This window comes from Aquabacterium lacunae, assembly GCF_004310865.1.
GTDB classification, from domain to species: domain Bacteria; phylum Pseudomonadota; class Gammaproteobacteria; order Burkholderiales; family Burkholderiaceae_C; genus Aquabacterium; species Aquabacterium lacunae.
On the sequence record NZ_SIXI01000008.1, the window covers coordinates 89253 to 112826 of the forward strand.

Genomic DNA, 23574 nt, shown 5'->3' on the forward strand with positions numbered 1-23574 from the left:
CCGAGCCGTCATCACCGCCCCCGAGGTTTTCCATGTCCCGCACCTACCGCATCGCCCCCAGCATCCTGTCTGCCGACTTCGCCCGCCTGGGTGACGAAGTGCGCAACGTCATCGACGCGGGTGCCGACTGGATCCACTTCGACGTGATGGACAACCACTACGTGCCCAACCTGACCTTCGGGCCCATGGTGTGCCAGGCACTGCGCAAGCACGCCGTCAAGGCCGACGGCACGCCGGTGCCCATCGACGTGCACCTGATGGTGCAGCCGGTCGATGCGCTGGCCCAGGCCTTTGCCAAGGCCGGTGCCGACATCATCACCTTCCACCCCGATGCCTCTACCCACGTGGACCGCACCCTGCAGCTCATCAAGGCCGAAGGCAAGCAGGCTGGCCTGGTGTTCAACCCCGCCAGCCCGGTCGACGTGCTGGAGTGGGTGATCGACAAGGTGGACGTGGTGCTGCTGATGAGCGTGAACCCCGGCTTCGGTGGCCAGAGCTTCATCGACAGCACCCTGCGCAAGGCCGAGAAGGTGCGCAAGATCATTGATGATTCGGGCCGCGACATCCGCCTGGAGATCGATGGCGGCGTGAAGGTGGACAACATCCGCCGCATTGCCGACGCGGGCGCAGACACCTTCGTGGCCGGCAGCGCCATCTTTGGCCAGCCCGACTACAAGGCCGTGATCGACGCCATGCGCGCCGAACTGGCCAAGTGAGGCAACAATGGCGGGCCTGACGGAGCCCGCCATGAACACCCTGCACATCGATTTCATTTCCGACGTTTCCTGTCCCTGGTGCGCCATCGGCCTCAATGGGCTGCTGCAGGCCATCCAGCAACTGCAGCGCGAAGCGCCGGGCAGCTTCCAGCTGACGCTGAACTTCCTGCCCTTCGAGCTGAACCCTGACATGCCCCCGGGCGGCCAGGACATCACCGAGCACCTCACGCAGAAGTACGGCAGCACGCCCGAACAGCAGGCCCAGATCCGGGTCACCATTGCGCAGCGCGGTGCCGAAGTGGGCTTTGCCTTTGCCACCGAAGGCCGTGGCCGCATCTACAACACCTTCCACGCCCACCGCTTGCTGCACTGGGCCGGCCTGCAGGGCATGGCCGAACAACTCACCCTGAAACAGGCCCTGCTGACCGCCTGCCACACCCAGCGCCAGGCCATGGACGACCGCGACGTGCTGCTGCGCTGCGTGCAGGAAGCCGGGCTGGACACCGCCGAAGCCCAGGCCCTGCTGGACGACGGCCGCCACGCCGAAGACGTGCGCGAAGCCGAAGCCATGGTGGCTGACGCCGGCATCCGCGCCGTGCCCGCCGTGGTGGTGAACCGCAAGCACCTGATCTCGGGCGGCCAGCCGGTGGCGAACTACGTGGAAGCGCTGCGGGGGATTGCGGCGCGGGGGTAAGTTGTTCGAGCCGGCTTCTCGAACCCGGATTCAGAAGATTCCCTCAAAGGCTCATCCAGCGAGCCTGTGGACCATCAAAATGAACCAAGCAACTTCGGTCAGGGAGTAACGCTTGGATCTCCAGAACCATCACGCCAGCCTACGCCGCTTTTCTACCCTTTCGCCGTCTGCCCGTGTCATTTGGGCAAAAAGCGGTGATGGTGCAGGCCACGGCTTGCTGGCGCATTTGTTGGATGTGGCAGCGGTAGTCGAGGCATTGCTTCAGTTTGAGCCTGAAGCAACTCGTCGGTGGGCGGCCCGAGCATTCGGTCTGCAGGAGCAGAACTGTGTTCGATGGATCTCTGCTGCGGCTGGATTGCACGATTTCGGCAAAGCGATCCCAGGCTTCCAGGCCAAATGGTCAGCAGGTCAGCAGCACGACGAAGCGCATGGGTTGACTTTCGTCCGCAGTCGCTCTTTGCTCGATCGGCATGACTTGGCGACGGCGGTGCATTTGCAGAGGGCTTGGCGCGGCAAGATCAATGCTGATAGAAAGTGGATTGAAGACGTCGTGTGTGCCATCAGTGCCCACCACGGATTCCATTTTTCGCGCCTTGATCGCAATAACGCGCAGGACCTGATGGAGCCGCCTGAATGGGCGCTGGCACGCCAATCTGTTCTGGATGCGTACTGGCTCACCTTGAGTCCACAGGGTTCCCCTGAGCCCGGTGCCTTGAGCCTGCCTGCCATCAATTGGCTTGCGGGCTTGACCAGCGCGGCGGACTGGATTGCATCGAATCCCGATTGGTTTCCGATGGGTGAGCGGCTGGACGACTTATCTGCGTATCACCAAGATGGGATCGAGCGAGGTACTGCGGCGCTCAAGCGCATCGGCTGGTCAACGTATCAAACTCTGCAGCCCTGGACTAATGCGTCCACCGCAGACCTGCTTCAGCAAATTCTGGGTGCTGCGAAGCCACCGCGTCCCTTACAAGAGGCGGGCGATCAGCTGCTTCAATCGACAAAGGGCCCTGCGTTGATGTTGGTTGAAGCACCCATGGGCGAAGGGAAGACCGAAATGGCTTTCCTGGCTCATTTGCGTCTGCAGGCGGCGAATCATCACCGAGGGCTCTACGTGGCATTGCCGACCCAAGCCACAGGCAATGCCATGTTCAAACGTGCCCATCGGTTTCTTCAGAACTTCGCCGATGTTCACCTGGACCTGCAGCTGGTCCATGGTGGCGCCGCCATGAACGCTGATGTGCAGCAGTTGCGTGGCATCAACGATTCTGCAGGCGACAGCATCAGTGCATCAGCCTGGCTGTCTCAGCGCAGACGTCCGTTGCTCTCCGCGTACGGCGTTGGCACCGTTGATCAGGCACTTCTGGCCACCATGAACGTGAAGCACCATTTCGTGCGCTTGTGGGGGTTGAGCAATCGGGTTGTGGTGCTCGATGAAGTTCATGCATACGACACCTACACGTCCACCTTGATTGATGCGTTGCTGATGTGGCTGAAAGCTGTGGGCAGCTCGGTCATTCTGATGAGCGCCACCTTGCCCCGATCTCGCAAGCATGAATTGCTCAAGGCATGGGGTGTCGAGCCGGAGAGCATCCCGGAAAAGGCTTACCCGCGGGTGGCGATTGCAGATGATTCGGGGTGTCGCACTGAGCACTTCAAGGCGAGGGCTCTTTCTCCGATTCATTTGGAAGGTGTGCACGAAGGCCTTGAAGCACTGTGCGAATCAGCTGTTGAGCAGCTCGCGCACGGAGGGTGTGGTGCCGTCATCGTGAACACAGTAGATCGTGCACAGGCGCTCTACGCCATGCTTTCGTCTCAAGTGGATGAGTCAGTGCAGATGGTCTTGTTTCACGCCCGATTCCCTGCAGATCAACGCAGTGGCATCGAGCAGCGCGTATTGGCTCTTTTTGGCGAAGGTGCAGACAGGCCCGATCGGGCCTTGCTGATTGCGACGCAAGTGGCCGAGCAGTCCCTGGACATCGACTTCGACTTCATGCTTTCGGATTTGGCGCCCATCGACCTGCTGTTGCAGCGTGCGGGGCGGTTGCACCGTCACCAGCGCAAGAGGCCAGAAGCGCACAAGGAGGCGAGGCTGACGGTCGCAGGCTTGCGTCCTGATCGCTTACCCGATCTCAAGGCAACGGCATGGGGGTATGTCTATCAGCCCTACATCCTGGGGTGCACATGGGTGTGTCTCAATCGTGAGCAGGTCTTGCACTTACCTGACGACATTGATCGCCTGGTTCAGTGGGTCTACAGCCAGCCGGCGTTGCCAGATGATCTTGACGCAGAGATTTGCAAGTTCATCGATGAAGAGGCTTTTGGGCATCATCTCGCAGAGCATCGCAGCCATAAGCAGCAAGCGATGAATGTCAGCATCGATCCCAGCCGCAGGCCTGATGACGCCTACGCCCCTTTGCCCAGAGGCAACGAAGATGGCGGCCCGCTGGGTGAAGAAAACAAGACACGCTTAGGCCGCGAGACGGTCACTTTGATACCAGTTGAGATGCAAGACGGACTGTGGCGTGTCCATGATCGATGGATCAATCCACAGGAGCCGCTCAGTCACGATGCGGCCAGGGCTTTGTATCAGCGGCAGATCAAGGTTTCGCGCAAATCAGTGGTGCAGCATTTCACGGCAAAGCCCGCATGCGTTGCCTTTGACGATCATCCCTTGTTGCGCTACTTCCGACCGTTGCCGCTGATGAACCAGTGCCATGACATCGGCGCCCTGAGGTTGAGGCTTTGTCACGCGACAGGCCTGATCTACGAAAAACAGGAGGGGCCGTAGCCCCTCCACAAACAGCCCTGCTCGCGCAGGGAACAAACTGCCACCCAAGGCTTTGCCATGCGGTGGTCTGGTCCATCCCAGATGAGGGATGTCTGAGTGTACGGGTGTCATCTCAGGCCGTCTCAATTGCTTGTTGCGCAATGCGTTGATCCTTTGATAAGCTGTATGCAAGAACTTAAAAAAGGTAGGTGTGAGATGAAAGACTTCTCGCTGATCGACTCGCCATGGCTGCCGGTGCGCATGAAAGATGGCCAGTTGCATCACCTGGGCCTGCTGGCGACATTCGAGCGGGCGAACGACATCGATGCTTTGGCTGACACGTCACCCACGGACGTCGTAGCGCAATATCGCTTGCTGCTGGCCATTCTCCACAGGGCCGCGACGCTCCATGTGCCTGGCTGGGATCTGTCCAATCGCGTGGACTGGTATGCCGATGGCTTGCCTCTGGAGGCCATTCGGCGCTACCTGGATGATTTTCAAGATCGGTTCTGGCTGTTCCATCCCGAAGTACCCTTCATGCAAGTGGCGGCCTTGGCCGCAGCCGATGAGACGCGGGACAAACGCAAAGCTTGGACTCAGATCTCGCTGGTGGCAGCCAATGGCAACACGCCCGTGATGTTTGACCATGCACTGGATGCCAAGCCCCAGGCCATTGGGTTTGCAGAGGCTGCGCGCATGTTGCTGGGGTTTCTGCAATTCACGCCGGGTGGATTGGTCAAGACTTTCAGGGATGCGGACAAGGCCGGCCCGTTGGTGAACACTGCGGCAACTGTGGCCTTGGGCGGCAACCTGGGACAAACACTTTGCCTGAACCTGCATCCGCCCACGCGCCATCACGCAGAGCCAGATCTGCCCGCATGGGAGCGGCCGGCCCTGACCATTGCTCAGTTGAAAGGTGCACCGGTACTGGCCTCGGGGCCGAATGATCGGTACACCCGGCAGTCCCGCGCTGTGCTTTTCATCCCCGAGGGAAGTGCCCACATCCGTTGGATTCACTTTGGTGCGGGCTATGCGCTGGGAGACGATGAAAACGAACTCGACCCGATGACCACGTACAGGCAGGGTTCGGCAAGCCTGGTCAAGCTCACCTTCTCAGACGCACGAGCGCTGTGGCGTGACCTGCCCGCATTGACGATGTCTGCTGGCTCTGCGGGAAAGCCTCCACCAGTGTTGAGCCACGCCATCCAGATCGCATTTGAACTGGGAGATGGTGGGCCTGCTGACCAACCGGTTCTTGTGGCGGGGTTGACGAGCGATCAGGCCAAGTTGCTGCGTTGGCGCATGGAGCGCTATGCACTGCCTAGCGCGTTGCTCCAACGACCAGAGTTGGCCATTTTCTTCAAAGCGCAAATCGAGACGGCCGAAGTGGTATTCAAGTCGCTCACTTCGGTGGCGGTGAAATTCGTGGCGCACACGATGCCTGACCCCGAAAGCGCCGAGACACGCAAGCGTGCGCGAGCGTACCTGGATTCTGGTGTGTGGGGTAACACATTCTTTGCCTACTTGGAGCGTGTGCTCAGTGACCTGTTGGAAGCCATCGGCCAACAACGAGTTGCTCAAGCTGAAGGTCTGTGGCACGAAGCCATTCGGGATGCAGCGACCTCAGCTTGGCGAGTACTTCAGCAAAGTCTTGGTCAGGCCGCGAGCACCTACATTGCCGAGGCCAAGGTTCAAAGGCTGTTTTGGTCTGTGCTACGAGAGCATGTACCCCGCACGGAAGCACCAGCAACTCACAAGGAGGTTTCTGCATGACCACCCGAGAAGACCGGTTCATTCACTACCTGATTGAACTGAACAACAAGAGGGATCGCGGCCCGTTGGCTGTGCTGCGCCACAGCCTCGCCTTTGAGCCTGGCATGTACCTGAAGGCACTGCCGCTGGTGGAGCCATTTGTGGCCAAAGAATGGCATGCCCAAGACGGTCGCCGTCTGGCGCTGTATGCAGTTGCTGGACTGTATGCCAAGCATCCCAAACAGAGTGATGGCAAGACCTTGTCGGCCGCCTTTGGTGAATTCCAGAGAGATCGCCGAAACGAGGGCCGAAGCAGCAGTCTGGAGAGACGTTTCATCGCTTTGCTGGAAGCAGACGAAGGCTCTGTGCTTGAGCATTTGAGACAGGTCATCGCCTTGCTTGCTTCAGCTGATGTTGGGCTGGACTACAGGCAACTGTTGCATGACCTGGCCACATGGTTGAGTCCCATGTCATCGAATATCGACAAGACCAAACAACGATGGGCACGTGATTTCTACGTTGCCAGCTTGCCATCTGATGAAGCCATGACCAATTGAGGGAGATCCACATGAGCGCTTTTCTTGAATTCCATTTGATCCAGAACTTTGCCCCGTCGAATCTCAACCGCGACGACACTGGTGCTCCCAAAGATGCTTTGTTCGGCGGCCATCGCCGTGCACGTGTCAGCAGCCAGTGCTTCAAGCGAGCCGTTCGTGATGTGGCGCGCAGCCAATCACTGTTGCCGGAAGAGTTCATGGGTGTTCGCACCATGAAGCTGAAACAGTTGCTGCAAGATAAATTGCCCCACCGGCCGGCCGAGGAGACTGCGGGCAAAATCGAAGCTGCGCTGGCCGCGGCCGGACTCAAGCTGAAAGATGGTGGCAAGACGGAGTACTTGCTTTTTCTGGGCGAGCGCGAGATCAGTGCGTTCGCCACCCTGGTTGATCAGCACTGGGATGTATTGGGCGGCGCCGAAAAAAAGTCCAAGAAAGACGCCAAATCCAGCCTGCCAAAAGAAGTGATCGATCAGGCCAAGTCCATCCTGGATGGGGGCAAGGCAGTCGATGTGGCGCTGTTTGGGCGAATGCTCGCTGACCTGCCTTCCGTCAACAAGGACGCGGCATGTCAGGTTGCTCACGCCATCAGCACGCACAAAGTCACACGCGAATTCGACTACTTCACCGCGGTCGATGACGTGCCTGACAACGATGATGGCGCTGGTGCCGACATGATTGGTCAGATCGAATTCAATTCGGCCACCTTGTACCGTTATGCCGCGCTGGATGTTGCCAAGCTGGTGAGTAATCTCCAGGGCGATCAGGCGTTGGCATTGTCTGCCGTGGAGGCGTTCACGCACGCGATGGTGCGAGCGATTCCCTCTGGCAAACAGAACACTTTCGCGGCGCACAACATGCCGCAGTTTGTCGGCGTCTGCCTGCGCCATGCCTCACCCATGAGTCTGGCCAATGCTTTTGAAAAGCCGGTGCAGCCGAGATCAGATGCTTCATACAGCGACCAGTCCATCAAGGGGCTTGCTGAGCACGACGACAAACTGGGCAAGGTTTACGGGCATCCAGATGACGCGTGGGTCTGGCTGGACCTTTCTGGGCAATGGCCATCCGAAAAAGGTACATCTGCTGCATCGCTGATTGAACTGGCTCAGAAGGCACGCCAACTTGCAGCAAAGAACCTGGGAGCCTGAAATGGCAACGCTCTTGATGCGGCTGCAAGGCCCCATGCAATCGTGGGGCACTACCAGCCGTTTTGATGAACGCGACACCCAACTCGAACCATCCAAGTCTGGCGTGATCGGGCTGATCTGCGCTGCTTTGGGGCGCGATCGTGCTGAACCCATCGATGATCTGGCTGCGCTGCGCATGGGGGTCCGAATTGATCGTGAAGGCGTACCCATGCGCGACTATCAGACGGCAACAGGCATCATGGCGGCGACAGGCAAAGTAGATCTCAACAGAACCGTGGTCAGCCCGCGGTTTTATCTTGCTGACGCTGTTTTCTTGGTCGGTCTTGAGGGTGATCGCCTGTTACTTGATGTGGTCGCAGAGGCCTTGTGGCAACCCGTTTGGCCCTTGTCTTTGGGGCGAAAGAGTTGTGTGCCGTCCAAGCCTGTTCCGCTGCCTGATGCCGTATCAAGTCTGCCGTTGCAACAGGCCTTGTCCACTTGGCCCAAGTTGTGTGGGGGCAATGAGGCTTCTGTCCATCGCTTGCTCGTGGAAGATCAGGCAGAGGGGGCAATCCGTTTGGATCAGCCGGTCGCTCCTTTTGCCATTCGTCGCTTTGGCCCCCGCTTTGTGAGGTCCTTGCACATTCAATTGGGGGCGCAGCATGCACCTGACCCGTCTTTCTCTTGAGCTGAGGAGCGCTGCTGCGCGACGTGATCTGGGGGATGTGTACGACATGCATCGCACCCTGAGTCGAGCTTTCGTGTCGAACAGCGATGAAAAACCCGGCAGGTTTTTGTGGCGAGTCGAGCCCGCTTCCGCCTCTCGCGCACCCCTTGTTCTGGTTCAATCTGAGTCTGCGCCAGACTGGAGCTTTCTATGCTCTCTGCCTGGCTACCTTGCGCGAGAACCGGAGGTCAAGACTTGGGATCCTGCGAGGTTGCTTGAACTGAACGCTAAACGCCGTTTCAGGTTAGTCGCGAATCCCACAGTGACAAGAGATGGTAAGCGCCAGGGCATTGTGCAGGAGACGGAACAGCTGGACTGGCTTTCCCGGCAGGGCACAAAACTGGGGTTCGCAGTCGAGATGGCACTGGTGACCGACAGTGACTTTGTGGTGTCACGCTCGGGGCAGTCGTTGATTCAGTTTCAACGTGCCTGTTATGACGGGATTCTTTCGGTTCAAGATCCCTCGCGTTTGTTGAGCGCCATGAGCGCTGGAGTCGGTCCCGCAAAAGCGTTCGGCTGCGGTCTGCTGACCGTGGCTGCAATCGCGTGATGTCTATTGCTGAGTCGCCACCGCGTGTTGGCCCATGACAGACGGAAAGCTGCTCCCCCCGCTCAAGCCCATCCCCATCAAGGAGCGGCTCTCGGTCATTTTCATCGAAAGAGGTGAGATCGACGTCGTGGATGGCGCTTTTGTCGTCGTGGACTGTGGTGGCGAGCGCGTTCGGCAGGTGCTGACACATGTGCCCGTGGGCGGAGTCGCTTGCATCATGTTGGAGCCAGGCACTCGTGTGTCGCATCGCGCTGCTGCCCTGGCTGCACGCGTGGGCACCTTGCTGGTGTGGGTTGGCGAAGCAGGCGTGCGTGTTTATTCGTCTGGCCAACCTGGCGGAGCTCGCTCTGATCGGCTGCTCTACCAGGCCAAGTTGGCTTTAGACGATGACCTCAGGCTGAAGGTCGTGCGCAAGATGTACGCCATGCGGTTCGGAGAAGAGCCACCCCAGCGGCGCAGCGTTGAGCAGTTGCGTGGCATCGAGGGTGCCCGGGTGCGCAAGACATACCAGTTGCTTGCGCAGAAATTCGGTGTGACCTGGAAGGGGCGAGACTATGACCCTGAATCATGGGACGCCTCTGATCTGCCCAATCGTTGCCTGTCTGCGGCCACGGCATGCCTGTACGGTGTGACTGAAGCCGCCGTACTGGCTGCGGGGTATGCCCCCGCTGTGGGGTTCATCCACACGGGCAAGCCGCTGTCCTTTGTGTATGACATCGCCGATCTCTACAAGTTTGAGACGGTGGTGCCTGTGGCGTTCAAGGTGGCCGCGGCCAAGCCGGCCATGGCCGATCGTGCCGTGAGACATGCCTGCAGAGATGTCTTCAGGCAAACGCGTTTGCTTGAGCGCATCATTCCCGACATCGAGGAAGTGCTTGCAGCAGGTGACATCAGCCCTCCCGCTCCGCACCCTGAAGCGGTGAGACCAGCGCTGCCAAATCCAGAAAGCATGGGTGATGCTGGTCATCGTGCTTGAGAACGCACCACCGCGTTTGCGTGGACGCCTCGCGGTTTGGCTGCTCGAAGTACGAGCGGGGGTGTACGTTGGCACTTATTCCCGAAAAGTGCGAGAGAACATCTGGGAGCAGGTTGTTGAGGGCATTGGTGACGGGAATGCGGTGATGGCTTGGCGAGCCAAGAATGAACTGGGGTTCGAGGTTCGTACCACTGGTGCGAACCGAAGGATTCCGGTCGAGTATGACGGCGTTCAGTTGGTGAGTTTCTTGCCTGAGGCTGAGCGCACGCCGCGCTGATCTTTAACAAACCGGAATGGCCTGCTGATTTGGTGGAAAATCAGAGGCCGAAATTTCTCATTGAAATCAATGGGATAGAGGAAGTGTGTTCCCCACGTGCGTGGGGATGAACCGCCGTGCAGGTGCCCGGTGACAGCCGGTTCCACTGTGTTCCCCACGTGCGTGGGGATGAACCGCATTTCCTCGATGTACCCCGATGCTGGCCGCAGTGTTCCCCACGTGCGTGGGGATGAACCGAGGCGTCATGGACACGATGTCCTCTGATGTGAGTGTTCCCCACGTGCGTGGGGATGAACCGACCACACGCGAGTGCTACGAGGTGCGCGAAGACGTGTTCCCCACGTGCGTGGGGATGAACCGCGTGGGTTGTCGGTCAGCTCGGTCTTGACAGCGTGTTCCCCACGTGCGTGGGGATGAACCGTGCATTTATATGTACTGCCCAGGGTGCGGACTGTGTTCCCCACGTGCGTGGGGATGAACCGCCCCCCTCAGTCCCTCAAAACCAGACTTATTAGTGTTCCCCACGTGCGTGGGGATGAACCGGTGTCGGGCTGGATCATGCACAAGGAACTGACCGTGTTCCCCACGTGCGTGGGGATGAACCGGGCGATGTGATCGCGGCCGCGCAGGTGACGTTGTGTTCCCCACGTGCGTGGGGATGAACCGGTGATCAGGTGGAAGCCTGAGTGCGAGAAGAAGTGTTCCCCACGTGCGTGGGGATGAACCGACCATGGAATTCACATGGCGCGGGCGGCCTGTGTGTTCCCCACGTGCGTGGGGATGAACCGCACACCAACCTGGAAAGCGTCCGCATCCGCCGGTGTTCCCCACGTGCGTGGGGATGAACCGGGTGCCATTCCCCCCGTGATCGTGAGCGTGAAGTGTTCCCCACGTGCGTGGGGATGAACCGCGGACCTGCCGCCCCCGAGACATTCTCATCAGGTGTTCCCCACGTGCGTGGGGATGAACCGTGGTGGTGTGGGCTGTTGGTCGTGGCGAGGAAGTGTTCCCCACGTGCGTGGGGATGAACCGTTCAACAACCGGGCGCGGTTCATGGGCATGCCGTGTTCCCCACGTGCGTGGGGATGAACCGATCGGGGCCGGTCTGGCTTTCCTCCATCTCATGTGTTCCCCACGTGCGTGGGGATGAACCGTTCCCCGAGCCGGAGCCGGTGACGCCGACGCGGTGTTCCCCACGTGCGTGGGGATGAACCGGCCGTGACGGGGCCCCGCATTCAGTTTCTCAAGTGTTCCCCACGTGCGTGGGGATGAACCGAGTTCCGCTTCTTTGGCAAGACCTACCTGCCGGTGTTCCCCACGTGCGTGGGGATGAACCGACGCCCGCGCCGCTGCAAACGAGCGCGCTTTTGTGTTCCCCACGTGCGTGGGGATGAACCGTCGCTTGGCGAGCTGGTGGCCGTGTTCCAACGGTGTTCCCCACGTGCGTGGGGATGAACCGGGTCTTGAGGGCGGTCCACAGGTTTTCCACGTGTGTTCCCCACGTGCGTGGGGATGAACCGTTCTCCACCACCAGCTCGTGCGGGTGCTGGCAGTGTTCCCCACGTGCGTGGGGATGAACCGTCAGCCGGGCCGCCCGCAGTGTTGCTGGTGGTGTGTTCCCCACGTGCGTGGGGATGAACCGCGGGCAAGCCGGTGCCCGTGGCCATCCCGGGCGTGTTCCCCACGTGCGTGGGGATGAACCGGCCTTGTAGCCGTCAGACTGCTCTTTGAAAAAGTGTTCCCCACGTGCGTGGGGATGAACCGGTCACGCCCTGCGAGAAGTGCCGGGGGTTTGAGTGTTCCCCACGTGCGTGGGGATGAACCGTCGGCCGGCAAGCTGGTGACCAAGGAATCCATGTGTTCCCCACGTGCGTGGGGATGAACCGCGTTTTGCGGAGCCGCTGAGTGCGGCGTGTGCGTGTTCCCCACGTGCGTGGGGATGAACCGAGCCGCGCGAGCTGACCGAAGAGTGCGCCGAAGTGTTCCCCACGTGCGTGGGGATGAACCGCAGTGCGGCAAGGTGCTGAGGCACTTGCTTGAGTGTTCCCCACGTGCGTGGGGATGAACCGTACGTGAGCCCGCCGACGTCGCAGCTGCAGACGTGTTCCCCACGTGCGTGGGGATGAACCGGTTTGACCACGGCCGACGACCTCAAGCAGCAGGTGTTCCCCACGTGCGTGGGGATGAACCGTGGGCGCGGCCATCGGTGATTTCGTGTTCAACCGTGTTCCCCACGTGCGTGGGGATGAACCGGAGCACCACGGCGACGACCTGGTGCAAGCGATGTGTTCCCCACGTGCGTGGGGATGAACCGACCCCGCACACCCTGGACAACGCCACCCGCGTGTGTTCCCCACGTGCGTGGGGATGAACCGCGATGAACACATGTTTGCCCGCGATGCCTTCAGTGTTCCCCACGTGCGTGGGGATGAACCGGCCCGCGAGATGCTGGCCGGTGACGCCTTCGCGTGTTCCCCACGTGCGTGGGGATGAACCGGATGGCGAGGCTTACCTGGGCTACCTGCGCGAGGTGTTCCCCACGTGCGTGGGGATGAACCGGCCTGCAGTTTCCACTGCTCGCCTGCCAGCCAGTGTTCCCCACGTGCGTGGGGATGAACCGGCAGGCAACTATTTGCCGCAGGGCGCCAGTCAGTGTTCCCCACGTGCGTGGGGATGAACCGCAGATGCGCGCGGCGCGGACGTTGTGGGCGGCGTGTTCCCCACGTGCGTGGGGATGAACCGGCGTCCTTGTATTGCTTCAGCACCCCGTCGATCGTGTTCCCCACGTGCGTGGGGATGAACCGGAGGATCGGTTCGGTCCCAGCCTGTCTCCCAAGTGTTCCCCACGTGCGTGGGGATGAACCGGCTTGCACCTTGATGTCGTTGGCCGTGATGATGTGTTCCCCACGTGCGTGGGGATGAACCGGTGTCGAGCGGGCTGCGGTCCTCGCTGGTGTCGTGTTCCCCACGTGCGTGGGGATGAACCGTCCCCCGGCGTTTGATGATTGGCGGCATTCCTGTGTTCCCCACGTGCGTGGGGATGAACCGTAGCGGCGCTCAGCGAACCGGCCAGTGCTGGAGTGTTCCCCACGTGCGTGGGGATGAACCGGTGGAGCGCTTGGGCACACCCTGGTGGTGAATGTGTTCCCCACGTGCGTGGGGATGAACCGGATTCAGAGCGATCAGAAAGCGATGTGCTGCGGTGTTCCCCACGTGCGTGGGGATGAACCGTGATGGCATGAAGGTAACGCTACACAATCCACGTGTTCCCCACGTGCGTGGGGATGAACCGGTCTGGGACCACGCCGACTACATCCCGTTCTAGTGTTCCCCACGTGCGTGGGGATGAACCGCACCCCCGGCAAAAGCGGGGCAACGATCAGTGGTGTTCCCCACGTGCGTGGGGATGAACCGTGTTATGCCTGGCAGCCACCATGCCCAGTACAGTGTTCCCCACGTGCGTGGGGATGAACCGGGCACGCACGGCTGCCAACCAAAGGAGAGTTGGTGTTCCCCACGTGCGTGGGGATGAACCGCAGGAATCAACAGACTCACGGAGAAAAGCGCCGTGTTCCCCACGTGCGTGGGGATGAACCGGAGACCAATAATCCCAGTCAGCGACCTCACAAGTGTTCCCCATGTGCGTGGGGATGAACCGCTGGTGGTGGCCGACCTGTCGAACATCGAGGGCGTGTTCCCCACGTGCGTGGGGATGAACCGTGCTCGGGCAGCTTGGTGGAGGGAAGGCTGAGGTGTTCCCCACGTGCGTGGGGATGAACCGCCGATGGCGGTGCCCACGATGGCCTCGATGATGTGTTCCCCACGTGCGTGGGGATGAACCGCGGGAGGAATTCATCGGGTGGGTGCGTCATCAGTGTTCCCCACGTGCGTGGGGATGAACCGGTGTACCTGTGGCCTGACGCTGATTCGCAGCAGTATTCCCCACGCACGTGGGGATGAATCGGCGTACCACTCGACCAACAGCGTGCGCGGGGAGATATCCGCAAATGCTTTCGATGGTAGCTGTGGCGCTCTGCTGCGCATCCCTTCGTTGGGTCAAGTGATCCCTTTGCATCTGAAGCGAAAACTTCAGCGAGCACTTCCTGTGAGTTTGGGCCTCAATGGCTGGTGGGTTGTCGGCAGCATTTCCTCCGGAGCGTGAGGCCGCCGAGCTGAAAGGCCCTGGTGAGCGAGGGGCTACCCCATCAGAGCCCTCAGGTTTGTGAATTGGCCCGCCGATAAAAACACACGTCCCCACCACGCCAGGGGAGCCGCTTGCCCCTCACAGAGCCTGGGCGCCCGCGGCAGGGTGCCAGGCTCTGACACAGCAGAGGTGGAGGCCATGGGAGCTTGGTGGTCACGTGCGCGTTTGCGCACCCGGGTGCAGGCAGGTTTTATGCTGGTGCTGGCCTTGGCGGCCGTGCAGGGCGCGATGGCATTTCTCGAGATGCGGCTGATCAATCAGCAGTCCACCGACATCGCTCAGAACTGGCTGCCCAGCGTGCAGACCGTGGGCGAGCTCAATGCCCATGTGGGCCAGATGCAAAGCCTGCGCTACCAGCACGTGCTGGCCGACACACCCGAAGACAAGACCCGTGTGGGCGAGCAGCTCAAAGTGCTCGACGCCGCGGTGCAGCAGCGCGTGGCGCGCATGAAAGACCTCTCGCATTCGCCCGAAGAGTTCACCCTGATCGAAGAGTTCGAGCAGGCCTGGGGCGTGAGCCGGGGCCTGCGCGTGAAGCTGCTGGCCTGGAGTGCCGAGGGCGAAACCGAGCGTGCACTGCGCATGCTCCATGGCCCCACCCAGGAGCACGATGCACGCATGGTCGACGCCATCACGCAGCTGGTCAAGCTCAATGCCGATGGCGCCACACAGGCCAGTGCCAAGGGCGATGCCGTGTTCCAGCGTGCGGCTTACATCATGGGCGCGGTGTGGCTGGGCATGACCTTGCTCGGCCTGTGGGTGGGCGCGCGCATGGCCACGTCGGTGGCCCGCCCGGTGCTGCAGGCCCGCGATGCCATGCGCGCCATGGCCGCTGGCGATCTGCACGTGCGGCTGCCGGCCGCCCGGGGGGACGAAGTGGGCGACATGATCGACGCCATGCGCAGCATGCAGCAGCAGCTGGCCGATCTGGTGGGGCGTGTGCGCCAGGCGGCCGACAGCGTGGCCACCGCCAGCACCCAGATCGCGCAAGGCAACCAGGACCTGAGCCAGCGCACCGAAACGCAGGCCAGTGCCCTGCAGCAGACTGCCGCGTCGATGGACGAGCTGTCGTCCACGGTGCAGCAAAACGCCGAGCATGCCAACCAGGCCAATGCACTGGCCCTGAAGGCCTCGCAGGTGGCCCGCGAGGGCGGTGAATCGGTCGAGCAGGTGATCCAGACCATGCGCGGCATCACCGAGGCCTCACGGCGCATTGCCGACATCATCGGCACCATCGACGGCATTGCCTTTCAGACCAACATCCTGGCGCTGAACGCCGCGGTGGAAGCGGCCCGCGCGGGCGAGCAGGGCCGAGGCTTTGCGGTGGTGGCCAGTGAAGTGCGCTCGCTGGCGCAACGCAGCGCCACGGCCTCGCGTGAGATCCGGCAGCTCATCACCGACAGTGTGGAGCGCGTGGAGCAGGGCAATGCCCAGGTGGCGCAGGCCGGCGGCACCATGCAGGGCGTGGTGCAGGCCATTGCCGAAGTGGCCAGCCTGATGCAGGGCATCAGCGGTGCCTCGCGCGAGCAGAGCGTGGGCGTGCACCAGGTGGGCGAGGCCGTGAGCCAGATGGACCAGGTCACGCAGCAGAACGCCGCGCTGGTGGAAGAAGCCGCTGCCGCCGCGCAGAGCCTGAGCCATCAAGCCCAGGAACTGGTGTCGGCCATGGCGGTGTTCAAGACCGAGTGAGGGTCGACACCCAGGCGCGCGGCGAACACCCCAGTCGCGCGTTGAAGGCCCGTGACAGGGCCGAGGCGTTGGCATAGCCCAGCGCATCGGCCAGCTCCTTCACGCTGCGCCCGGCACGCAGCCCCTGCTGCGCCAGGCGCATGCGCCAGTCGGCCAGGTAGTCGGCGGGTGGTTGGCCCACCACGGCATGGAACTCGGTGGCGAACCGCGTGCGCGACATGCCCGCCAGTTCGGCCAGCAGCGGCAGGTGCCAGGCCTGGCCCGGGTGCTCGTGCATGGCCGTGAGGGCGCGTGCCAGGGCGGGGTGCGCCAGGCCCGGCAGCAGGCCGGCGGGCAGGCCCGGGGTGGCCGGGTGGTCCAGCAGCCAGCGCAGCAACTGCAGCAGCACCACTTCGAACAGCCGGTCGGCCAGCAGCCGCTGGCCACAGCGCACATGCGCGGTTTCGGCCAGCAGCAGCTGCAGGCTGGCCTCCAGGCCTGGCACCTGCGCCAGTGGGGCCAGCACCAGGGGCGGCAGGGCCATGGCCAGGGGGTGCTGCGCGCCACCGTCGAAATGCAATTGCGCGCACGTGAAATCGGAGCCCTCGGCGGGCGGGTTGTGGAAGCGGTGCGTGAAGGGGCGCGCGTACAGCAGCAAGGTGGGCTCGGTGACCAGCAACTGCGTGGGCACCTCGCGCGCCCCGGGGTGCGTGACCTTCAGGTGCCCGCGGCGCAGCACATGCAGGAAGCCGTGGCCCAGTGCCGCATCGAAGTGGTTCAGGCCGCACAGCGGGCCGTTGTGGTGCAGGTGGGCCGACACCGGAAAGCGCATCAGCAAGCCGCTGAGCCGGTCGATGGACGCTGAAGGGGGCATGTCTGAACGAAGTGGCATGTTTGATGAATGAAATGTATCTCTTCATTCAATGGCCCGCCAGACACTGAAGGCTCTTTCAACCCCCAAGGAGCTTTCTCATGCCCCGCATCAACCTCGACACCACCCGCACCCCCGCCACCAGCCAGGTCCTGCTGCAGCAGGTGCACCAGGCCTTTGGCGCCACGCCCCACATGTTCAAGGCCGTGGCCAATTCACCCGCTGCCTTGCAGAGCATGTGGGCGGCCTTTGGCGCCCTGGGCCAGGGCACGCTGGGCGCCGCGCTGGGCGAGCAGATCGCGGTGGCGGTGGCCAACCGCAACCGCTGTGAATACTGCCTGGCCGCCCACACCGTGCTGGGGCGCAATGCCGGTGTCAGTCCCGAGGCCATGGCCCAGGCCCAGGTGGGCCTGAGCGCCGAGCCGCGCACCCAGGCGGCCCTGACCTTTGCGCTGAAGGTGGTCGAGCAACGCGCCCAGATCACCGAGGGTGATGTGGCCGCCCTGCACGAGGTGGGCTTCAACGACGAACACGTCATGGAGATCCTGGCCCATGTGGCGCTGAACCTGTTCACCAACTACGTGAACGTGGCCTTCGACGTGCCGGTCGATTTCCCCCGCGTGGCCCTGCGCTAAGCTGTTGGCATGCCCGCCCACATCACCGTCATCCAGCACCTGTCCTTTGAAGACCTGGGCAGTTACGAGGCTGTGCTGCGCCAGCGCGGCCATGGCATCACCTGCCTGCAGGCCGGGGTCGATGCCGTGGGCCCCGCCATCGAGCAGGCCGAGTGCCTGGTGGTGTTGGGCGGGCCCATTGGCGTGTACGAAAGCGACCGCTACCCCTTCCTGCACGACGAGCTGCAAGCCCTGCAGCAGCGCTTGCAGGCGGGGCGCCCCACCCTGGGCATCTGCCTGGGCGCACAGCTCATGGCGCAGGCCCTGGGTGGGCGCGTGTACCCCGGGGGGCGCAAGGAGATCGGTTTTGCGCAGCTGCACCTCACGCCCGCCGGCTTGCAGTCGCCCTTGCGCCACCTGCAGGGCGTGCCCGTGCTGCACTGGCATGGCGACACCTTCGATTTGCCGCCTGGCGCGCAGTGGCTGGCGGCCTCTGACCTGTACCCGCACCAGGCCTTCAGCATGGGCCCGCAGGTGCTGGCCCTGCAGTTCCACCCCGAGGCCGAGGTGCGCACCTTCGAGCGCTGGCTGATCGGCCACACGGCCGAGCTGGGCGCAGCGGGCATCAGTGTGCCGCTGCTGCGCGAACAGGCCCGGCAGCTGGGCCCCGCCCTGGAGCGGGCCGCTCAGGCCGTGCTGGTCGACTGGCTGGCCACGTTGCCGGCGTGAACCTCCTGCTCGCCGTGCTCGCGCAGCAGGGCAAGCAGCTGGCGGCGCATGATCATGCCCGGTTTGTCCGAGGCCATCGAATACTCCACGCCATGGCGGCTGGTGTCGACCATCGCGTCGGGGTCGGTGCTTTCGATGATGACCTTGTCTTCCCGTGTGATCTCATGGTCGAAATCGATCAGCAGCTGGGCCGGGCAGTCGGCCTCGGTGTCATTGCGGAACAGCCACTGCGCCACCTGGATGTGCCCGTCGTCGATGGGGGCCAGGCTGTTGATGATGATGTGCCGGATGCCGCTGGGGTATTCGATGTCCAACCGGCGCGCAAAGGGGCGGTACCACTCGTTGCGCATGTGGCGCGTGGTGATGGGCTCCTGCACGCCGCTGACTTGCCGCAGGTGCGGTGGGTTCACCGCGTCGATCACGGTCTCGGCATAAAAGCCGTGGGCGGTTTCTTCGATCAGGTACTTGCTGGGCGCGGGCTGGGCCGCCACGCCGAAGGTGTTGCGGTGCACGAAGCTGAAGTGCGAGTTGTCGAACGAGTTCTCCATGAAGCGCAGGCCGCTGGTGGCCCAGGTTTCGTAGAACTGGAAGATGGTGCGGTAGCCCGGGTCGTCGAACTCGGGGATGCGCGGGATGTCGTCGATCGGCTCGCCCAGGCACACCCAGGCGTAGCCATAGCGGCCGGTGCAGCGGTAGGCCGTGGTCTTGAACTGGCAGGGGATGTCGCGGCCTGATTCGTACTGCGGGATGCGCACCACCGCACCACTGCGGTCATAGGTCCAGCCGTGGTAGCCGCACACCACCTTGCCGCCTTCGCACCAGCCCTTGCTGAGCTGGGCCGTGCGGTGGCAGCAGCGGTCTTTCAGGGCGGCGGGCTCGCCGTGCTCGTCGAGGAACAGCACGATCTTTTCGCCCAGCAGGGTGAAGGGTTGCGGGCCGTCGCTCAGCATGGACAAAGGCATCACGGCGTACCAGAAGTTGCGCAGCACGGGTTGTCGGGTGGTCAGCATGTCAGTTCACTTTCAGGTGTTGCAGGCGCTGCACCACGCGGCGCGCGCGGTCCAGCCATTCGTTCAGGTCCAGGCCCGGGATGGCGCCGTCACGCACCACTTCGCGGCCGGCCACCCACAGGTGTTTCAGGTGGGGGCTGCCGCCCGCCGTGATGGGCGCGGTGGCCAGTTCGTGGTGTCCGGCGTAGCGAGGGTGGTGCAGGCTGTACAGGGCCAGATCGGCCTGCTGCCCGGGGGCGATGCGGCCCACGGCGTTCAAGCCCAGGGCACGCGCCCCGCCGGCCGTGGCCCAGTGCACCAGGGTGGATACGTCCTGCGCGCCTGCGCCCTTGTGGGCCCGGTGGATCAGCCAGGCCGCGTGCAGCTCGCTGACCATGTCGGCGGCTTCGTTCGAGGCCGCGCCGTCAACGCCCACGCTCACCACCGCCCCTGCGGCGTGCAGGGCCTGCACGGGTGCCACGCCACTGCCCAGGCGGCCGTTGCTTTGCGGGCAGTGCGCAATGGCGGTGCCGGTCTGGCCGCACAGCGCGATCTCGCTGTCGTCCAGGTGCACCATGTGCGCGAAGCTCACGTCGGGCCCGATCCATTCGTGCTCGGCGCACCAGTGCACGGGGCGCATGCCCCAGCGTTCGGCCGCAAAGCGCACGTAGTCGGTGGTTTCCGACAGGTGGGTGTGCAGGCCCAGGCCCCAGCGGCGCGCGGCGCGGGCCAGCTCACGCAGTTCATCGGGGCTGCTGGAGTAGAACGGCGTGGTGGGGGCCACCACCACCTTGCGCATGGCCTCGGGCCCGCCCTGGTGCCAGCGCGCGGCGGTGTCTTCCAGCGAGGCCAGCATCTGGTCCAGGCTTTCATGCGGCATGGGCAGGTGCTGCTCGCTGGTGAAGGGCCGCGTGCGCGTGGCCCCACCGCGCAGCAGCACGAAGCGCGGGCCCAGCTGGTCGGCCACATCGAACAGCACCTCGGCCGGGTTGTGCCCCATGCCGGGGCCGAACAGGTAGTGGTGGTCGGCCACCGTGGTGCAGCCCGACAGCAGCAGTTCGGCCATGCCCAGGGTGGCGGCCACACGCAAGGCCTCTTCGTCGATGTGCGGGCCGTAGGCGTAGGGCACGGCCTCCAGCCAGGGCATCAGCGGCACGCCCTGGCCCGCGCTCACGTTCTTCAGCACGGTCTGGAACAGGTGGTGGTGCGTGTTGACCCAGCCGGGGTACAGCACGTGGTGCCGCGCGTCGACCACGGCTTCGCCAGCTTGAGGCTGCAGCCGGCCCACTTCGGTGATCACGCCCTGCACCACACGCACGTCGGTGGCCAAGGTGAAGGCCGCGGAGCCCGCCTCGCCGGTGAGCAGGGTGGCGCCCTGGATGAGGAAGCTGCGCTCTGGGGTGTGCATGGTCAGTGCTCCTGGGGGGTGGCGCTGTCGTGCCAGCCGCGCAAGGCCCACTGGTTCAGGCCCAGCATCAGCCAGAACAGGGCCACACCGGCGGCGCTGATCAGGCCGAGGGCTGCGAACATGCGCGGGATGTTGAGCTGGTAGCCGGCTTGCAGGATCTCGTAGGCCAGGCCAGCGCCCTGCCCGCCCGTGCCCGCCACGAACTCGGCCACCACCGCGCCCACCAGCGACAGGCCGCTGGAGATGCGCAGCCCCGCGAACCAGTAAGGCAGTGCCCCCGGTATCTGCAGGCGCACCAGCGTTTGCCAGCGGCTGGCGCCCTGCATGCGGAAGAAGGCGGCCAGGCCGGGCGACACGCTGCGCAGGCCCAGGGTGGTGTTGGCGATGATGGGGAACAGGGCAATCAGCGTGGCGCACACCACCAGCGCGGCCGTGGGCTGCTTGACCCAGATGATGATGAGCGGCGCAATGGCCGCAATGGGCGTGACCTGCAGCAGCACCGCATACGGAAAGAAGCTCAGCTCCACCCAGCGGCTCTGCACGAAGGCAAAGGCCACCAGCGTGCCGATCACGGTGGCCACGAAGAAGGCCCCGGCCGTGATGCACAGCGTGGTCCACAGCGCCTTCATGAGCAGGCCGAAATCATCGTGCAGGGCCTGGGCAATGCGCAGCGGGCCGGGCACCAGGTACTCGGGCACGTTGAAGGCCCGTACCAGGCATTCCCACAGGCCCAGCAGCAGCACGCCCACCATGGCGGGCACGGCCACGCGCAGGAAGCGTTCGTTCTGCACCCAGGGGGTGCGCCGCCGCGCTGTGACGCGGGGTGGCGGCGCCAAGGACGACGCCGGGGATGGCACAGAAGAAGAGGTCGCGGCATGCGTCGATGCGCGGGCCCCGTGGGCAAGCATGGAGGAGGACATGGGGGTGCCTTTGCGGGCCCTCAAGGGGCCATCTCCAGTTGGTCGGTGCCACTCACCAGGCTGGCCTGCAGCAGCAGGTCAGACAGTTGCTGGCAGGTGTGTGCGAAGGTGGCCGAGCTGCGGTAGCCCGCGGGCCGTGCTTCGGCCATGCCGGGTGCGTCGAGCGTCAGCTCATGCACGATGCGCCCGGGGCGCGCCGCCATCACCACCACGCGGCTGCTCAGGAAGGCGGCCTCGTACACCGAGTGCGTCACGAACATCACCGACAGGCCGCGCTCGGCCCACAGCTGGCGCAACTCGTCGTCCAGGCGGTTGCGGGTGATTTCGTCGAGCGCGCCGAAGGGCTCGTCCATCAGCAGCAGGTCGGGGTCGGTCACCAGGGCCCGTGCGATCGACACGCGCATCTGCATGCCGCCCGACAGCTCACGCGGCTTGTGGCGGGCGTAGCGGCTCAGGCCCACCTGGGCCAGGGCGCGGCCCACACGCTCGGCGGCTTCGTCGCGCGGCACGTGCTGCAGGTCCAGCGGCAGGCGCACATTGGCTTCCACGCTGGCCCAGGGCATCAGGGTGGCCTCCTGGAACACGAAGGCCAGGCGCTTGCCGGCCGGTGCCGCGCCTCGGGGCAGCTGGCCCGAGCGCCACCACTGCAGCCGTCCGTCGCTGGGCTCGATCAGCCCGGCCACCAGCTTGAGCAGGGTGCTCTTGCCGCAGCCCGAGGGCCCGATCAGCGAGACGAACTCACCCGGTTGCAAGGTGAAGTCGGTGGGCGCGAGGGCATGGGTGCCGTTGCCATAGGTCTTGCAGGCCGACAGGGCCTCGACCACGGGCATGGCACCCGTGGTCCTTGGGGTGGTGCGGCTCATGGCAGCACCTTGACCTGCTTGACGATGTCCAGCGTGAAGGCCTGCTGCCAGGGGGTGTCGGGCTTGAGCAGCTCTTCCTTGACCATGTAGTCGCGCGTGGCCTTCCAGCGGGCCGCGGTCATGGTGCCCACGCCTTGTGTGGCGGCATCACCGCTGTCGAGCACCTTCAGGGCCTTGAGCTGCGAGATGCCGAAGGCGATCTGCTCGTCGCTCATGTTGGGGTTGTCCTGTTTGATCAGGGCATTGCCTGGCGCCGGGTTCTTCAGGTAGCTGACCCAGCCTTTCATTGACGCGTCCACGAAGCGCTTGACCACATCGGGCTTGGCCTTGAGCAGGCCTTGCGTGGTCACGATGCTGGTGCCGTAGGGCGGGTAGCCCTCGTCGGCGAACAGGAAGAACTTGTGCGGCAGACCTTTCTTGAGCGCCTGGAAGGGCTCTGACGAGGGGTAGGCCTGTTGCACCACATTCGTGTCGGCGAAGAAGGGCTGCAGGTTGAAGGTGTAGGGCCGGGTCTGCGCGTCGGTCAGGTCGTATTTCGACTTCAGCCAGGGCCACCAGCTGGTGCGGTTGTTGCCCGCCACCAGAATGGTTTTGCTTTTCACGTCGGCCAGGCTTTTGACATCGCCATGCGTGAGCATGCCCTGCAGGTCTTTCTGGAAACTGGCCGCCACGGTGACCACGGGCAGGCCCTTCTCGACGCCCGACAGCACCTGGAAGTCGTAGCCGATGATCAGATCGGCCTGACCGGCCGTGAGCAGCTGCATGCCGTTGACCTGCGGCCCGCCCATCTTGATGGTCACGTCGAGCCCGGCCTGCTTGTACAGGCCGGTGGCCAGCGCCTGGTAGAAGCCGCCGTGTTCGGCCTGGGCGTACCAGCTGGTCAGGAAGGTGAGCTTGTCTTGGGCCCGTGCAGCGGGGCTGTGGGCCAGGCCCAGGCTGGCAGCAGCGGCCAGGAACAGGCGGCGGAGGATGGGGCGACGAAGAGCGGGGCGGCAAAAGCCCGGGCGAGTCGAAACAGCAGTGGTCATGGGCACCTTTCAGGCAGGAAACACTCGATGCGGGTGCGCCAGGGCGCAACCCATGCAAGGAGCAATTCCCCACCTGCTGTGGCCACGGGGGCCGTGCACCAGGCTGAACGCTTCTACTCCGTCGGTTTGATCTAACG

19 protein-coding genes and 1 CRISPR repeat array are annotated in these 23574 nt (G+C 63.5%); of the genes, 13 read left to right on the forward strand and 6 right to left on the reverse strand.

Features of this window, described 5'->3' with window-relative positions; translation table 11 throughout:
- The first annotated feature begins 32 nt into the window (after nucleotides 1–32).
- The 11 genes from rpe (at nucleotide 33) to EYS42_RS16050 (ending at nucleotide 16036) form a co-directional block, all read left to right on the forward strand.
- Nucleotides 33–716 carry a ribulose-phosphate 3-epimerase gene (rpe, locus tag EYS42_RS16000; RefSeq protein ID WP_130969204.1) on the forward strand — a complete coding sequence of 228 codons (684 nt, stop codon included), beginning with the start codon at nucleotides 33–35 and terminating at the stop codon, nucleotides 714–716.
- A 31-nt stretch (nucleotides 717–747) separates the two neighbouring features.
- Entirely contained in the window at nucleotides 748–1410 is a 663-nt protein-coding gene (locus EYS42_RS16005; RefSeq protein ID WP_245503676.1) for a DsbA family oxidoreductase, read from the forward strand.
- A gap of 112 nt (nucleotides 1411–1522) precedes the next feature.
- Complete coding sequence (cas3, locus tag EYS42_RS16010) at nucleotides 1523–4201, forward strand: CRISPR-associated helicase Cas3' (RefSeq protein ID WP_130969206.1); 2679 nt, start codon at nucleotides 1523–1525, stop codon at nucleotides 4199–4201.
- Between the two features lie 195 nt (nucleotides 4202–4396).
- A complete protein-coding gene (casA, locus tag EYS42_RS16015; RefSeq protein WP_130969207.1) occupies nucleotides 4397–5953 on the forward strand; it encodes a type I-E CRISPR-associated protein Cse1/CasA in 1557 nt (518 codons plus the stop codon).
- Nucleotides 5950–6489: a type I-E CRISPR-associated protein Cse2/CasB gene (casB, locus tag EYS42_RS16020; protein WP_130969208.1), complete on the forward strand. Its 540-nt coding sequence runs from the start codon at nucleotides 5950–5952 to the stop codon at nucleotides 6487–6489. The genes casA and casB overlap by 4 nt, the downstream gene beginning before the upstream one ends.
- Before the next feature lie 11 nt (nucleotides 6490–6500).
- Nucleotides 6501–7634, forward strand: a complete 1134-nt coding sequence (gene cas7e, locus EYS42_RS16025) for a type I-E CRISPR-associated protein Cas7/Cse4/CasC (protein WP_130969209.1) — start codon at nucleotides 6501–6503, stop codon at nucleotides 7632–7634.
- A 1-nt stretch (nucleotide 7635) separates the two neighbouring features.
- The gene (cas5e, locus tag EYS42_RS16030) at nucleotides 7636–8301 is read left to right on the forward strand and encodes a type I-E CRISPR-associated protein Cas5/CasD (protein WP_130969210.1); all 666 of its coding nucleotides are present in this window, start codon (nucleotides 7636–7638) and stop codon (nucleotides 8299–8301) included.
- Nucleotides 8276–8890, forward strand: coding sequence for a type I-E CRISPR-associated protein Cas6/Cse3/CasE (cas6e, locus tag EYS42_RS16035; protein WP_130969211.1), 615 nt, complete (start codon nucleotides 8276–8278; stop codon nucleotides 8888–8890). The genes cas5e and cas6e overlap by 26 nt, the downstream gene beginning before the upstream one ends.
- A 34-nt stretch (nucleotides 8891–8924) precedes the next feature.
- Nucleotides 8925–9866: a type I-E CRISPR-associated endonuclease Cas1e gene (gene cas1e, locus EYS42_RS16040; protein WP_207301177.1), complete on the forward strand. Its 942-nt coding sequence runs from the start codon at nucleotides 8925–8927 to the stop codon at nucleotides 9864–9866.
- Nucleotides 9847–10143 carry a type I-E CRISPR-associated endoribonuclease Cas2e gene (gene cas2e / locus EYS42_RS16045; RefSeq protein WP_130969212.1) on the forward strand — a complete coding sequence of 99 codons (297 nt, stop codon included), beginning with the start codon at nucleotides 9847–9849 and terminating at the stop codon, nucleotides 10141–10143. Before cas1e ends, cas2e begins: the two co-directional genes overlap by 20 nt.
- A gap of 85 nt (nucleotides 10144–10228) precedes the next feature.
- Nucleotides 10229–14107: direct repeats of the CRISPR family, unit length 29 nt; unit sequence GTGTTCCCCACGTGCGTGGGGATGAACCG.
- A gap of 378 nt (nucleotides 14108–14485) precedes the next feature.
- A complete protein-coding gene (locus EYS42_RS16050) occupies nucleotides 14486–16036 on the forward strand; it encodes a methyl-accepting chemotaxis protein (RefSeq protein WP_130969213.1) in 1551 nt (516 codons plus the stop codon).
- Here the strand turns inward: EYS42_RS16050 and EYS42_RS16055 are convergent.
- Complete coding sequence (locus EYS42_RS16055) at nucleotides 16023–16907, reverse strand: helix-turn-helix transcriptional regulator (protein WP_245503677.1); 885 nt, start codon at nucleotides 16905–16907, stop codon at nucleotides 16023–16025. The genes EYS42_RS16050 and EYS42_RS16055 overlap by 14 nt on opposite strands.
- A gap of 80 nt (nucleotides 16908–16987) precedes the next feature.
- Between EYS42_RS16055 and EYS42_RS16060 the strand changes: the two genes are divergently transcribed.
- Both EYS42_RS16060 and EYS42_RS16065 read left to right on the forward strand, forming a co-directional pair.
- Nucleotides 16988–17521: a carboxymuconolactone decarboxylase family protein gene (locus EYS42_RS16060; RefSeq protein WP_130969214.1), complete on the forward strand. Its 534-nt coding sequence runs from the start codon at nucleotides 16988–16990 to the stop codon at nucleotides 17519–17521.
- Nucleotides 17522–17530: 9 nt separating this feature from the next.
- Nucleotides 17531–18229, forward strand: a complete 699-nt coding sequence (locus tag EYS42_RS16065) for a glutamine amidotransferase (RefSeq protein ID WP_130969215.1) — start codon at nucleotides 17531–17533, stop codon at nucleotides 18227–18229.
- Here EYS42_RS16065 and EYS42_RS16070 read toward each other — a convergent pair.
- The 5 genes from EYS42_RS16070 to EYS42_RS16090 all read right to left on the reverse strand — a co-directional run bounded on the left by EYS42_RS16070 (nucleotide 18187) and on the right by EYS42_RS16090 (nucleotide 23437).
- Nucleotides 18187–19239: an aromatic ring-hydroxylating dioxygenase subunit alpha gene (locus tag EYS42_RS16070; RefSeq protein ID WP_130969216.1), complete on the reverse strand. Its 1053-nt coding sequence runs from the start codon at nucleotides 19237–19239 to the stop codon at nucleotides 18187–18189. The two genes, EYS42_RS16065 and EYS42_RS16070, sit on opposite strands and share 43 nt — an antisense overlap.
- A 1-nt stretch (nucleotide 19240) precedes the next feature.
- The gene (locus EYS42_RS16075) at nucleotides 19241–20626 is read right to left on the reverse strand and encodes an amidohydrolase family protein (protein ID WP_130969217.1); all 1386 of its coding nucleotides are present in this window, start codon (nucleotides 20624–20626) and stop codon (nucleotides 19241–19243) included.
- Between the two features lie 2 nt (nucleotides 20627–20628).
- Nucleotides 20629–21378 carry an ABC transporter permease gene (locus EYS42_RS16080; protein ID WP_245503680.1) on the reverse strand — a complete coding sequence of 250 codons (750 nt, stop codon included), beginning with the start codon at nucleotides 21376–21378 and terminating at the stop codon, nucleotides 20629–20631.
- 188 nt (nucleotides 21379–21566) lie between these two features.
- Nucleotides 21567–22409: an ABC transporter ATP-binding protein gene (locus EYS42_RS16085; RefSeq protein ID WP_130969218.1), complete on the reverse strand. Its 843-nt coding sequence runs from the start codon at nucleotides 22407–22409 to the stop codon at nucleotides 21567–21569.
- Entirely contained in the window at nucleotides 22406–23437 is a 1032-nt protein-coding gene (locus EYS42_RS16090) for an ABC transporter substrate-binding protein (RefSeq protein ID WP_130969219.1), read from the reverse strand. Before EYS42_RS16090 ends, EYS42_RS16085 begins: the two co-directional genes overlap by 4 nt.
- Nucleotides 23438–23574: the final 137 nt, after the last annotated feature.